We start from the raw sequence: 13,760 nt of genomic DNA on the forward strand, positions 1-13,760 counted from the left end.
ATACGTAAGTCTGGCAGAGAAGACGAATTAGTTCATCCACCGGTCTTTACGTTTACGGCTCGGGACCAGATGCGGCAGCACCAGACCGAGCAGCAGTCCGACGCCAAGCACGCCGCCGCCGTACATAAACCACTGCATGATAATAGTGCGCTGCTTATCATCCAGCTGCAGATTCGCGGCATTCACCTTCTTCTGGGCGACAACCAGCTCATTTTTCAGCTTTTGGTTTTCATCTTTCAGCGCGTTGATGACGGTATCGCTGCCGGCGACCTTTTTCTGCATGTCGGCGGTGCGCTGATTCCAGGTGGTGTCGATGTTATTGAGTTTGTCGGTCAGGTTTTTTACCTGATTTTCCAGATCCGGCACGCGGGTGCGCAGGCTGGGCTCGGTGCTCAGCTCTTTCAGCGGAATCCACGCGGTACGGCCGTTGCCGTCGCGGATCTGGGCATAACCGGTGCTGTCATTGGTCTGCAGCAGAGAAACTTCTTCCCCGGCGTTAATGGTGCCCTGAAGACGATAATTATCGCCCGGCCCCGTGCGAACCCAGGTGTTCAGTTCATCAGAAACATAGCGTTTTTCTTCTGCATGAACCGCCGTGGCGGCGCTGAGCGCCAGCAAAGTAAAAGTGATAAGGCGTAATTTTGGCATCAGGTCATCGTTTGATCATAAAAAGTTGAACGATAGTAGTGGCATCGCCATAGCGACGCAAAGTTTTCTGCCACAATCGGAAACATCCGGGAGGTGGCCCGGCAAAATGCGCATTGCATGGAGAATCGCCGCAAAATACTATCTACTGACAAAAAATATCGGCGATAGTTCGCCGTATTTTCCCGGCAGCGCAAAGAAGCGGAAGAATTCAGTCATGGCTCAAGAAATCGAATTAAAATTTATCGTCTCCGACAGCGGCGTGGAAACACTGCGCCAGCACCTTAACGCGCTTAATGCCCAGCACACGCCTGCGGGTCAATTGCTCAATATTTACTATGAAACGGCGGATAACTGGCTGCGCCGTCACGATATGGGACTGCGCATCCGTGGCGATCGCGGTCAGTATGAAATGACCCTGAAAATCGCCGGGCGCGTGGTGGGCGGATTGCATCAGCGTCCGGAATTCAACATCCCGCTGGCAAGCCCGGAACTGGCGCTGGAACGCCTGCCTGCCGAAGTCTGGCCGCAGGGCGAACTGCCCGCGGATCTGGCGCAAAACGTACAGCCGCTGTTCAGTACCGATTTTGAACGTGAAAAATGGGTGGTCAGCGAAGGGGAGAGCCAGATTGAAATTGCGCTCGATCGCGGGGAGGTGAAAACCCCCGAGCATCAGGAGGCGATTTGCGAGCTGGAGCTGGAACTGCTCTCTGGTAAGACGGAGGATGTGCTGGTGCTCGCCCGTCGTCTGCTGGAAACCGGCGTGCTGCGCCAGGGAAGTCTCAGCAAAGCGGCGCGCGGCTACCATCTTGCCCAGGGGAACGATGCGCGCCCGGTGCAGCCATTCGGCGTTCTGCAGGTGGCGCCAAAAGCCAGCGTAGAGCAGGGTCTGGAGGCGTCGCTGGAAAACGCGCTGGCGCACTGGCTCTATCATGACGAGGTCTGGAGCCGCGGTAATCCGATGGCAAAAGGGGAAATCCTTCGCGCCATCGCCCGGATACGTCATGCGCTGGTGCTGTTTGGCGGTATCGTGCCGCGTAAGGCCACCGCGCAGCTGCGCGAACAGCTTGGGGAAGCGGAAGCTGCCCTGACGGAGGCTGGAAAGGATCCGGCGGCGCTGTTCAGCATTGCCGCAGTCAGCGCGAAGCTCGCGTTGACCGAATGGCTGGTGAGCCGTAGCTGGCGCGCCTTTTTAAATGAGAACGCGCAGAAGAAGATCGCCGGCTCTTTTAAACGTTTCGCCGATATCCAGCTTTCGCGGGCGGCGGCGGAGTTAAAAAATGCGTTCCAGCAGACGCTGGGGGACGATTACGACGGCCAGCTGCCGCGTCTGGCCCGCGACATAGACTGCATTCAGCTGCTCGCCGGCGCCTATGCCGATGCTGCGGCCTCCTGGCTGGAGAACTGGCTGGAAGTCCGTCGCGCTATTGAGCACAAAGATCGCAGCGTCATTGAATATTTCCGCCGCCAGGCGCTGGCCGCGGAGCCATTCTGGCTGCATAGTGGAAAACGATAATTTCAGGCCAGGGAGACCCCTATAATGCCGCTTTCTTCACAGTTACAGCAGCACTGGCAGACGGTTGTAGACCGACTGCCGGCGGATTTTCCATTATCCACGTTAAGTCCGCAGGCGCAGTCGGTGATGGCGTTCAGCGATTTCGTCCAGCAGAGTCTGGTGGCGCAGCCGCAGTGGCTGACCGAGCTTGAAAACTCGCCCCCCGAGGCGCAGGAGTGGCGTCACTATGCCGACTGGCTACAGGCCGCCCTGGCCGGTGTCAACGACGAAGCGACGCTGATGCGTGAGCTGCGCCTGTTTCGCCGCCGGATCATGGTGCGCATCGCCTGGGCACAAGCGCTGTCGCTGGTCAGTGAAGAGAGCAGTTTGCAGCAGCTAAGCGCGCTGGCGGAGACGCTGATTGTCGCCGCCCGCGACTGGCTTTACACTGCCTGCTGTAACGAATGGGGAACCCCTACCAGTGCCGAAGGTAAAGCGCAGCCGCTGCTGATCCTCGGGATGGGGAAACTGGGCGGAGGCGAACTCAATTTCTCGTCGGACATCGATCTGATTTTTGCCTGGCCTGAACATGGCGCAACCCGCGGCGGACGCCGCGAGCTGGATAACGGGCAGTTCTTTACCCGCCTCGGGCAGCGGCTGATTAAAGTCCTCGACCAGCCGACGCAGGATGGCTTTGTTTATCGCGTTGATATGCGCCTGCGCCCCTTCGGCGACAGCGGGCCGCTGGTGCTGAGCTTTGCCGCGCTGGAAGATTACTATCAGGAACAAGGGCGCGATTGGGAGCGCTACGCGATGGTCAAAGCGCGGATCATGGGCGATAACGAAGGCACCTATGCCAACGAACTGCGCGCCATGCTGCGGCCCTTCGTCTTCCGTCGCTACATCGACTTCAGCGTGATCCAGTCGCTGCGTAATATGAAGGGGATGATTGCCCGTGAAGTTCGTCGTCGCGGGCTGAAGGACAATATCAAGCTCGGTGCGGGCGGTATCCGCGAAATCGAATTTATCGTACAGGTCTTCCAGCTGATCCGCGGAGGACGCGAACCGGCGCTCCAGCTGCGGGCGCTGCTTCCGACGCTGGCGGCGATCGATGAGCTGCACCTGCTGCCGGAAGGCGATGCTGCCCGGTTGCGTGATGCCTACCTGTTCTTACGTCGCCTGGAAAACCTGCTGCAAAGCATCAATGACGAGCAGACGCAAACTTTACCGCAGGATGCGCTTAATCGCGCTCGCCTGGCGTGGGGGATGCATGTTGATGACTGGGAAACGCTGACCGCGCAGCTGGAAGAGAAAATGGCCAGCGTACGGCGAGTGTTCAACGACCTGATTGGCGATGATGAAGCGCAATCACCGGATGAGCAGCTGGAGGAGTACTGGCGTGAGTTGTGGCAGGATGCGCTGGAAGAGGATGACGCCAGCCCGGCGCTGGCCCATCTTGCGGATGACGACCGTCGCAGTGTGCTGGCGCTGATTGCCGATTTTCGTAAAGAGCTGGATAAACGCACTATCGGCCCGCGCGGGCGCCAGGTGCTGGATCAGCTGATGCCGCATCTGCTCAGCGAAGTGTGTTCGCGGGCCGATGCGCCGGTGCCGTTGGCGCGGATTACGCCGCTGTTGACCGGTATCGTCACCCGAACCACCTACCTGGAATTGCTCAGCGAGTTTCCCGGTGCGTTGAAACATCTGATTAGCCTCTGCGCCGCTTCGCCGATGGTTGCCAGTCAGCTGGCGCGCCATCCGCTGCTGCTGGATGAACTGCTGGATCCTAATACGCTGTATCAACCGACGGCGACCGATGCCTATCGCGATGAGCTACGTCAGTATCTGCTGCGGGTGCCGGAAGAGGACGAAGAGCAGCAGCTGGAGGCGCTGCGCCAGTTTAAGCAGGCGCAGCTGCTGCATATTGCCGCCGCCGATATTGCCGGTACGCTGCCGGTAATGAAAGTGAGCGATCACTTAACCTGGCTGGCCGAAGCGATGATTGATGCGGTGGTCCAGCAGGCGTGGATGCAGATGGTGGCGCGTTATGGCCAGCCGACGCACCTGCATGACCGCCAGGGGCGTGGTTTTGCGGTCGTCGGTTACGGGAAACTGGGGGGCTGGGAGCTGGGCTACAGTTCTGACCTTGACCTGGTGTTCCTGCATGATTGTCCGATGGAGGTGATGACCGACGGGGAGCGCGAAATCGACGGTCGCCAGTTCTATCTGCGCCTGGCCCAGCGCATTATGCACCTCTTCAGCACCCGCACCTCTTCAGGGATTCTCTACGAAGTGGATGCTCGCTTACGTCCGTCTGGTGCGGCGGGTATGCTGGTCACCACTGCCGATGCGTTTGCCGACTACCAGAAGAATGAGGCCTGGACCTGGGAACATCAGGCCCTGGTGCGTGCCCGCGTAGTCTATGGCGATCCGGCGCTGCAGGAGCGTTTTGATACCATCCGACGCGATATCCTCAGCACGCCGCGTGAAGGGGCGACGCTGCAGACCGAAGTGCGGGAAATGCGGGAGAAAATGCGCGCCCATCTCGGCAATAAGCATCGGGATCGCTTTGATATTAAAGCCGATGCCGGGGGCATTACCGACATTGAATTTATTACCCAGTATCTGGTCCTACGCTATGCGCACGATAAACCGAAGCTGACGCGCTGGTCTGATAACGTGCGCATTCTGGAACTGCTGGCGCAAAACGACATTATGGATGATGAAGAAGCGCAGGCGTTGACCCATGCGTACACCACGCTGCGCGATGCGCTGCATCATCTGGCGTTGCAGGAACAGCCGGGGAACGTCGCCCCGGACGCCTTTACCCATGAACGTCAGCAGGTGAGCGCCAGCTGGCAGAAGTGGTTGATGGCTTAACTAAAAAACCGGGTGTGCTATTATCGCGCGCAAAGTTTGTATCTCGCAGGAGAGAGTCATGAAAGTAACGCTGCCGGAGTTTGAACGTGCAGGAGTGTTGGTGGTTGGCGATGTCATGCTGGACCGCTACTGGTATGGTCCCACCAGCCGTATTTCCCCCGAAGCCCCGGTACCGGTGGTCAAGGTGGAAAATATCGAAGAGCGTCCCGGCGGTGCGGCAAACGTGGCGATGAACATCGCCTCTCTCGGTGCGACCTCTCGCCTGGTTGGCCTGACCGGGATTGATGATGCAGCGCGTGCGCTCAGTAAGGCGCTGGCGGATGTCAACGTGAAGTGCGATTTTGTCTCCGTGCCGACTCACCCGACTATCACCAAGCTGCGCGTGCTGTCGCGCAACCAGCAGCTGATCCGCCTGGATTTCGAAGAGGGATTCTCCGGCGTCGATCCGCAGCCCATGCACGACCGCATTCAGCAGGCGCTGGGTACCATCGGGGCGCTGGTATTGTCCGATTATGCAAAAGGCGCGCTGGCCAGCGTGCAGACCATGATTAAGCTGGCGCGCGATGCCGGCGTACCGGTGCTGATCGATCCGAAAGGCACCGATTTTGAACGCTATCGCGGCGCCACGCTGCTGACGCCGAACCTCTCCGAATTTGAAGCCGTAGCGGGCAAGTGCAAAGACGAAGCGGATATTGTCGAACGCGGCCTGAAAATTATTGCGGATTTCGAACTCTCTGCGCTGCTGGTGACTCGTTCCGAGCAGGGGATGACGCTGTTGCAGCCGGGCCGTCCGCCGTTGCATATGCCGACTCAGGCGCAAGAAGTGTATGACGTCACCGGTGCCGGCGATACGGTCATTGGCGTGCTGGCGGCGACGCTGGCCTCCGGCAACACTCTGGAAGAGGCGTGCTACTTTGCCAACGCGGCGGCCGGCGTCGTGGTCGGCAAGCTGGGGACATCCACCGTTTCACCTATCGAGCTGGAAAACGCCGTGCGCGGGCGCGCGGAGACCGGGTTCGGCGTGATGAACGAAGATGAACTGAAACAGGCCGTTGCGGCGGCGCGTAAGCGCGGCGAGAAAGTGGTGATGACCAACGGCGTGTTTGACATTCTGCACGCGGGCCACGTCTCTTATCTGGCTAATGCGCGCAAGCTCGGCGATCGCCTGATCGTTGCGGTCAACAGCGATGCGTCGACCAAACGTCTGAAAGGCGAGTCTCGTCCGGTTAACCCGCTGGAGCAGCGTATGATCGTGCTCGGCGCGCTGGAAGCCGTCGACTGGGTCGTCTCATTTGAAGAGGATACGCCGCAGCGCCTGATTGCCGGCATTCTGCCGGACCTGCTGGTCAAAGGCGGCGACTATAAGCCGGAAGATATCGCGGGTAGCGAGGAAGTCTGGGCGAACGGCGGCGACGTTCTGGTGCTGAACTTTGAAGATGGTTGCTCTACGACCAACATCATTAAGAAGATCCAGAAAGACAGCGGTAAGTAATTTGTCGCGCCGGGCGGGCGTCCTGGGGGAGCGGGTTGCGTATCGCGAGGCCGAAGAAACCCGGATAACGTCCGACAAAAATAGCCGACGATCGTCAGATCGCCGGCTTTTTTTTATTTATTGATGACAGAGATGATTCAGCGCAATAAACAGGCGATTTGAGCGCATTTTTCGTACAGAAAGCGTTAGCGTAAGTATAAATACTGAAGTCAGTAGAAAGCATATGACCAATCAGAACACACACGGCTGAAGGAGTATGCGGATGAATCATCACGAACTGTATTCAATGAAGAACTTTGATTTTCTGGCCCTGAGTTTCGCCAGAATGCATGCACAAGGACACTCCGTTGATCTCCAGGCTATAGTCGGCAATATGGATGAAGATCATCGTGAATGGTTTTGCCAACGGTATGAGCTCTACTGCCGTCAGGTGAGTGAAGAGGCAGCGTCGGAACCAGAGCTAGAACACTGAAACAACAACGGGCCTGAGGGCCCGTTATTTTTTACTGCTTCTCTTCGACGGTCGGGGCGGCCGCGCGGCTTTCCAGATCGCTGATTCGCTGCTCCAGCAGCGCCAGTTTTTCGCGGGTGCGCAGCAGCACCTGCGTCTGCACATCAAACTCTTCGCGACTGACCAAATCCAGGCGGGTCAGCTGTGACTGGAGTACCTGACGGATCTTTTTCTCGACATCTTCCCCAAGATCGCGAAGGCCTTTCGGCATCGATTCATGGACCTGGCGGGCGATTTGTTCAATTTTTTTCGGGTCAATCATGGTGGTTTCCTGCTCTGGTCGATTTATCGCTCATTGTAGTGCGATCGACGCTGCCTATAAACCAGAAATGTTTGAAGCTTATGCATTGCCGATGATAATCAATAGCGTTATAGTGATCTCGCTTATTCTCAGGGCGGGGCGAAATTCCCCACCGGCGGTAAATCAACCATGGCGTTGAAAGCCCGCGAGCGCTTTCTGCAACAGCAGAAAGGTCAGCAGATCCGGTGTAATTCCGGGGCCGACGGTTAAAGTCCGGATGGGAGAGAGTAACGGCTCAGTCGGGTTTCGATCCGCTTGCGTTGACTTTTGCCGCTAAACCGGCGCTCCTAAGACTGCCCTGATTCTGGTAACCATAATTTTAATGAGGTTTATTTACCATGAATCAGACGCTCCTTTCCTCTTTTGGTACCGCTTTTGAACGTGTGGAACACGCTTTAAATGCACTGCGCGAAGGCCGCGGTGTGATGGTGCTTGATGATGAAGACCGTGAAAACGAAGGCGACATGATTTTCGCCGCCGAAACCATGACCGTTGAGCAGATGGCGCTGACCATTCGCCACGGCAGCGGCATTGTCTGCCTGTGCCTGACCGATGAACGCCGTAAGCAGCTTGACCTGCCGATGATGGTGGAAAACAACACCAGCGCATACGGCACCGGTTTTACCGTGACCATCGAAGCTGCAGCAGGCGTCACCACCGGCGTTTCCGCCGCTGACCGCGTGACCACCGTGCGCGCGGCCATTGCCGACGGCGCTAAACCTTCCGATCTCAACCGTCCAGGCCATGTCTTCCCGCTGCGTGCGCAGCCGGGCGGCGTGTTGACCCGCGGTGGTCATACTGAAGCGACCATCGATCTGGTGACGCTGGCGGGCTTTAAGCCGGCTGGCGTGCTGTGTGAACTGACGAACGACGATGGCACTATGGCGCGGGCGCCAGAGTGCATTGCGTTCGCACAGAAGCAGAATATGGCCGTGGTCACCATTGAAGATCTGGTGGCCTATCGCCGCGCACATGAGCGCAAAGCCAGCTGATTCTGGCCCCGCCTCAAGACAAAGCCCACCTCAGCGTGGGCTTTGTTGTTTTTGCCATCAGCCAATGCCCATTGCCTGCAGCGCAACCAGACTTAATCCCATCACCGACATGCCGCACAGTACGCCATAGCTTGGGTTGCTCTGCGGATCGATCTCTTTTGCCAGCGGCATCAGCTCATCGACCGACAGCGCCACCATGATCCCGGCAACGGCGGCCATAATGGCGCCCATCATGACCGGTGACACCAGGCTTCCGAGGATCAGCCAGGCCAGCAGGCCGCCGAGAATTTCCGCCATACCGGAAAGCCCTGCCCAGAGTACCGCCTTATACCGTGAACCGGTGGCGGCATAAACCGGCCCGGCCACCGCCAGCCCCTCGGGAATATTGTGTAAAGCGACCGCCAGCGCGACGCCCATGCCCAGCTCGAGGTTATTACTGGCCGTTACAAAGGTGGCGATCCCTTCCGGAAAGTTGTGCAGGCTGATGCCCAGAGTCAACAACATGGCGGTTCGGCGGAGGTTACGCGGACGCGGCATACCCGGCGACATTAGATCCTGCGGATGCGCGTGGGGCAGCATGCGGTCAAGCGCAAAGTAGCCCAGCAGGCCGATGACAAACATGCCGTAACCGAGCAGCGGCGACATGCCCTCCGCGTTCAGCGCGGCGGGCAGCATCTCCATCAGCGAGATAAGCAGCATGATACCCGCGGCAAAGCCCAGGGAAAATCCCAGCAGCCGGTTGGATGGCTTCTGACCCAGGACGCCAAAAATAGCCCCGATGAATGTGGCGCTACCCGCCAGCAGCGTCAATATTAAGGGTGACGACATTATTCATTTCCTTTGATAATGATTATCATTAATGATATCCAGATTATCAGCTCACGACGAGAGGGCGATGCGACCCTTTACAGCGAATTACATTCAAATTTTCTGACGATCATCATCATGCTTATCTGAGTTTATCCTGATGCAAAAAAGCGTAATGTTGAGGCATCACAATTCCTCTGTTTAAGGATATCACCATGTCCCGTACCCGAATGCCAGCGTTGTTTTTAGGCCACGGCAGCCCGATGAACGTGCTGGAAGATAACGTCTATACCCGCGCCTGGCGGCAGCTGGGCGAAACATTGCCGCGGCCAAAAGCTATCGTTGTAGTCTCTGCGCACTGGTTTACTCGCGGTACCGGCGTCACGGCTATGGAAACGCCGAAGACGATCCACGATTTTGGCGGCTTCCCGCAGGCGCTGTACGATACGCATTACCCGGCTCCCGGTTCTCCTGAACTGGCGCAGCGTCTGGTTGAGCTGCTGGCGCCGGTGCCCGTGACCCTGGATAAAGAAGCCTGGGGCTTCGATCATGGCTCATGGGGCGTGCTGATAAAAATGTACCCCGATGCGGATATCCCGATGGTGCAGCTGAGCATCGACAGCACCAAACCGGCAGCCTGGCATATGGAAATGGGACGTAAGCTGGCGGCGCTACGCGATGAAGGTATCATGCTGGTGGCGAGCGGTAACGTGGTGCATAACCTGAGAACGGCACGCTGGCATGGCGAGAGCACGCCTTACCCGTGGGCGGAATCATTTAATGACTACGTCAAGACCAACCTGAGCTGGAAGGGACCGGTTGCAGAGCATCCGCTGGTGAACTATCTGGCGCATGAGGGCGGATCGCTTTCTAATCCGACGGCGGATCACTTCCTGCCGCTGCTCTACGTTCTGGGTACCTGGGACGGCGAAGAGCCGATAACTATTCCGGTGGAAGGGATGGAGATGGGATCGCTGAGCATGCTGTCGGTGCTGATTGGGGCGTAGAAGGTAGCGGAAAAACCCCGGCAGGCGTTAGCGCGGCCGGGGCAGATCTTATTCGACGAAAATGTGCGGGTAGAAACGCGACAGATCCTGGGTGATCAGCGCCCGATCCTCGCGTACGCCAATCCCGGCGGGCATATCGTTGATGAGCCAGCTGCCGATCAGCGTGTAGCTGTCACCAAACTTCGGCAGCGGATAGAACTCCTGCACGATAGTGCCTTCTTCTCCGTATGGACCCTCTACCGCTTCCAGTACTTTGCCGTTTTCCACGATCGACACGTTGGCCCCTTCACGGGAGAAGATCGGCTTAATGACGTACTTCTCCATCTCCGGATGCGCATCTTCGCTGAAGTAAGCCGCCAGCAGATTAGGGTGGTTCGGAAACATCTCCCACAGCAGCGGAAGCAGAGCTTTGTTCGAGATGATGCTCTTCCACGCCGGTTCGAGCCAGCGTACGCCCGCGTCTTCCAGTTTGGTAGAGAACATCTCGCGCAGCATATACTCCCACGGGTAGAGCTTGAACAGGTTGCCAATCACCTGATCCTGCAGGTCGGTAAACTGACCTTTTTCACCCAGGCCGATATCTTCGATATACAGAAACTCGGTCGCCACACCCGCTTCTGCGGCACAGTCCTGCAGATACTGCACGGTACCGCGATCTTCTTCGGTATCGCGGCAGCAGGCCATATGCAGCAGCTGGAAGCCAAACTGTTCGCGCAGCTCGGAAAAACGCTCGATCAGCTTTTCCTGCAGGCTGTTGAACTGGTCGCTGCCTGCTGGCAGCTGGCCGGCGTTGATCTGATCTTCCAGCCAAATCCACTGGAAGAAGGCGGCTTCATACAGCGAGGTTGGGGTATCGGCGTTGTTCTCCAGCAGCTTCGGTTCGCCCACGCCGTCCCATGCCAGATCGAGACGCGAGTAGAGCGACGGCTGGTTGGTTTTCCACGACTGGCGCACGAAGCCCCAGGTATGTTTCGGAATGCGGAACTTCGCCATCAGCTCATCGCTGGCGACGACTTTTTCCACTGCCTGCAGGCACATCTGGTGTAGCCCGGCGGTGACCTCTTCAAGCTTTTCAACCTGGGCCAGCGTCAGTTTGTAATAGGCCTCTTCGCTCCAGTACGGCTCGCCATACATGGTATGAAAGTTGAAGCCGTATTCGGTCGCCTTCTCACGCCAGTCCGGGCGTTCCGTGATGCTGATTCTTTCCATGTGATTTAGCCGCCCATTGAGCGTTTAGTCGAACTGGTGCCTGCAGCGCTGCGCTGCATAGCAGATTGCTTCGCGACCGACTCACCAAACCCGCCGCGAGTGACGGTGCTGGTGGTAGCGGGTTTTGGTGCCATCGCTGTTTTCGGTACATTCATCGTCCGGCCCGGCTGTGCGGCGCCGTAGCTCTTACCGCCGGCATCGGTGTACTGACCATAGGCTGGGCTGGCCGGGTTTTTCGAGCTGAACAGCGGCTGCTGTGCGCCCATGCCGCCACCCATCATACGGCCCATCATGTAGCCTGCCATCAACGGCATCCAGAAGCTGCCGCTGCTTTGTGCCTGCGCCTGGTTTTCTGGCGCGACGCCTGCCTGAGCCGGCGTTTGCTGGCACTGGCCTTCGCCGAATTCAGCGACGCAATCTTCGCGCGTGGCGTATTTCGGCGCGGTACGCACCGCTTCCTTCTGCGCGTTGTTGAAAGCGGTGGTGCATTCTGCGCTTTTGCCCGGGTTGGCTGCAGAGCAGTCATCGGCGTTTTGGTACAGAGAAACCGTCTCGTCGGTTTTTTCACAACCGGCAAGCATAAATACGGCCGTAACGGCAAGGGCGACCGGCGTCAGATGGCGCGCGCTCCAGCTTTTACGGAACGAGGCATGATTGATATTTTTTGTCCGTTTCATATTTGTCTTCCAGGACCCAGTGGTATTGCGGTTTGTTAACGCTCAGGATAGAGGATGAGTGGTGGAAAATGAAGCGAAGAGGGAGGGAAAGGAGGGGATCTTTACGTTGCCTTACGTTTAGCGCTTCGCTTAGCGGAATTCGTTAAGCGAAGCGCCATGACGCAACGACGATTACTGGCGGAAAGGATTCGCGCCGCTGGTTTTCGTGGTGCGGGTCGAAGCCGGTGTTGCCGCCGGGGCTGCATTGCTGCTGTAGCCATCAGCGTTAGCATCCTGCTGCGGGGTTTCCGGTGCGACGCTATCTGGTGATGTCGAGACCGGTTTGCCCAGCGTGTTGTTCAGCGCCAGCAGATCCTGCTCGTTCAGAGTACCGAGCGCAGATTTAATGTTCAGCTGGTTAATCAGGTAGTTATAACGTGCGCTGGAGAGCTGCTGCTTCGCGTTGTACAGAGTGGTGGTGGCATCCAGGACGTCGACGATGGTACGCGTCCCCACGGAATAGCCGGCTTCCATCGCATCAAGGGAGCTCTGCGCAGAGACCACCGCCTGTTTGTAGGCGTTGATGCTGCTGATAGAGGCGTTGATGTTATTAAAGGAAGAACGAACGGTCTGAACTACGCTGCGATGTGAGCTTTCCAGCTGTTCGCTGGCGCCAACGAAGTTGTACTGCGCCTGTTTCACCTGCGAGTTCACCATCCCGCCCTGATACAGCGGCAGCGAGAAGCTCAGGCCAATTTTGTTCTGCCCGGCATCAGTGTCGCCATAGCGCGTTGGATCGTTGGTTTTTGAACCGTTGTAGGTGGTGTTTGAGATCCCGGTCGAGGCGGTTAAATCCAGGGTCGGCAGATGGCCGTCCTGCGCCTGGCGAATCTGTTCGCGGGCGAGGTCCTGGTTCAGACGCGCCTGCAGCAGCGACAGGTTGCGGTTTTCCGCTTCCTTCAGCAGCGCATTTACCGTCTGCGGTTTGTTGGTTTTAAAGCCGTCTACGTTCAGCGATGCCAGCTCCGGATAGTAGTTGCCGGTTACCTGGCGCAGCGCTTCTACCGCGTTGTCGAGGTTGTTGCGTGCGGTCACTTCGTTTGCCAGTACTGAATCGTACTGTGAACGGGCGTTCTGCACGTCGGTGATCGCCACAAGGCCTACGTTAAAGCGCTGTGTGGTCTGATCCAACTGGCGGTAAATTGCCTGCTTCTGCGCTTCGGTATAGGAAAGCGTATCAATCGCGCTGAGGACGTTAAAGTAAGCCGTCGCGGTGTTCAGAATCAGCGTTTGCTGGTCAGTCTGATAGGTGACATCCTGAATACCGGCCGCTTTTTCCTGCAGCGTCAGGGCGCGCCACTTCGACATATCAAACAGGGTCTGCGTTAACTGCAGCGAGCCGCTGGTGACGTTCGAGTTCACGCCGTTGCTGTCGCGATAGCCATTGGTGTAAGTATAATCTGCGCCCAGACCAAGCTGAGGCAGTAACGGGCTACGTGCTTCATTGATCTTCTCGAATGCAGCATCACGATCGGCTGCTGATTTACGCAGGTCAGGGTTGCTGACGCGCGCCTGCTGATAAACCTGCATCAGGTTTTCTGCCTGGCTCATGGCGCTGAAGCCAGTCAGGCCCAGACCGATGAGGATGGGGAAAAGTTTCTTCATTTGCATTCCTTGTTGTGAAGCATAAAGCGCTGCCCAAATTCTAAATATATTTGCTGATTGTATCGAGTCTGCCGCGGTAAAAAGTTGGCGTTACGTGCCA

The 13,760-nt window shown here is 57.5% G+C and carries 12 protein-coding genes and 1 riboswitch; of the genes, 6 read left to right on the top strand and 6 right to left on the bottom strand.

Annotated features, from left to right (window positions below):
- Positions 1–27: 27 nt before the first annotated feature.
- A complete protein-coding gene (locus AC236I_RS03340) occupies positions 28–648 on the bottom strand; it encodes a TIGR04211 family SH3 domain-containing protein (RefSeq protein WP_123629167.1) in 621 nt (206 codons plus the stop codon).
- Between the two features lie 214 nt (positions 649–862).
- Here AC236I_RS03340 and AC236I_RS03345 point away from each other — a divergent pair, with 214 nt between their 5' ends.
- From AC236I_RS03345 to glgS, 4 genes are all read left to right on the top strand, one after another.
- The gene (locus AC236I_RS03345; RefSeq protein ID WP_213894762.1) at positions 863–2,161 is read left to right on the top strand and encodes a CYTH domain-containing protein; all 1,299 of its coding nucleotides are present in this window, start codon (positions 863–865) and stop codon (positions 2,159–2,161) included.
- Positions 2,162–2,182: 21 nt separating this feature from the next.
- A complete protein-coding gene (gene glnE / locus AC236I_RS03350; RefSeq protein ID WP_160873386.1) occupies positions 2,183–5,020 on the top strand; it encodes a bifunctional [glutamate--ammonia ligase]-adenylyl-L-tyrosine phosphorylase/[glutamate--ammonia-ligase] adenylyltransferase in 2,838 nt (945 codons plus the stop codon).
- A gap of 58 nt (positions 5,021–5,078) precedes the next feature.
- A complete protein-coding gene (hldE, locus tag AC236I_RS03355) occupies positions 5,079–6,512 on the top strand; it encodes a bifunctional D-glycero-beta-D-manno-heptose-7-phosphate kinase/D-glycero-beta-D-manno-heptose 1-phosphate adenylyltransferase HldE (RefSeq protein ID WP_015585701.1) in 1,434 nt (477 codons plus the stop codon).
- A 262-nt stretch (positions 6,513–6,774) separates the two neighbouring features.
- Positions 6,775–6,984 carry a cell surface composition regulator GlgS gene (gene glgS, locus AC236I_RS03360; protein ID WP_004867793.1) on the top strand — a complete coding sequence of 70 codons (210 nt, stop codon included), beginning with the start codon at positions 6,775–6,777 and terminating at the stop codon, positions 6,982–6,984.
- 31 nt (positions 6,985–7,015) lie between these two features.
- On the opposite strand, the gene ubiK is transcribed toward glgS, so the two are convergent.
- Complete coding sequence (ubiK, locus tag AC236I_RS03365; RefSeq protein WP_004867791.1) at positions 7,016–7,285, bottom strand: ubiquinone biosynthesis accessory factor UbiK; 270 nt, start codon at positions 7,283–7,285, stop codon at positions 7,016–7,018.
- A gap of 120 nt (positions 7,286–7,405) precedes the next feature.
- A riboswitch (FMN riboswitch) is annotated at positions 7,406–7,557 on the top strand.
- A gap of 105 nt (positions 7,558–7,662) precedes the next feature.
- Between ubiK and ribB the strand changes: the two genes are divergently transcribed.
- Positions 7,663–8,316, top strand: a complete 654-nt coding sequence (gene ribB / locus AC236I_RS03370; RefSeq protein ID WP_004867787.1) for a 3,4-dihydroxy-2-butanone-4-phosphate synthase — start codon at positions 7,663–7,665, stop codon at positions 8,314–8,316.
- A 57-nt stretch (positions 8,317–8,373) separates the two neighbouring features.
- Here ribB and zupT read toward each other — a convergent pair whose 3' ends face one another.
- Positions 8,374–9,144, bottom strand: coding sequence for a zinc transporter ZupT (gene zupT, locus AC236I_RS03375; RefSeq protein ID WP_032697551.1), 771 nt, complete (start codon positions 9,142–9,144; stop codon positions 8,374–8,376).
- 194 nt (positions 9,145–9,338) lie between these two features.
- On the opposite strand from zupT, the gene ygiD reads away from it, so the two are divergent.
- Complete coding sequence (ygiD, locus tag AC236I_RS03380; protein ID WP_004867783.1) at positions 9,339–10,130, top strand: 4,5-DOPA-extradiol-dioxygenase; 792 nt, start codon at positions 9,339–9,341, stop codon at positions 10,128–10,130.
- Positions 10,131–10,178: 48 nt separating this feature from the next.
- Here the strand turns inward: ygiD and AC236I_RS03385 are convergent, their stop codons facing one another.
- From AC236I_RS03385 to tolC, 3 genes are all read right to left on the bottom strand, one after another.
- A complete protein-coding gene (locus AC236I_RS03385; RefSeq protein WP_004867780.1) occupies positions 10,179–11,339 on the bottom strand; it encodes a glutathionylspermidine synthase family protein in 1,161 nt (386 codons plus the stop codon).
- 5 nt (positions 11,340–11,344) lie between these two features.
- Entirely contained in the window at positions 11,345–12,016 is a 672-nt protein-coding gene (locus AC236I_RS03390; RefSeq protein WP_004867777.1) for a DUF1190 family protein, read from the bottom strand.
- A gap of 171 nt (positions 12,017–12,187) precedes the next feature.
- Positions 12,188–13,660 carry an outer membrane channel protein TolC gene (gene tolC, locus AC236I_RS03395; protein ID WP_004867776.1) on the bottom strand — a complete coding sequence of 491 codons (1,473 nt, stop codon included), beginning with the start codon at positions 13,658–13,660 and terminating at the stop codon, positions 12,188–12,190.
- Positions 13,661–13,760: the final 100 nt, after the last annotated feature.

This window comes from Klebsiella sp. Sb-30, from assembly GCF_057652795.1.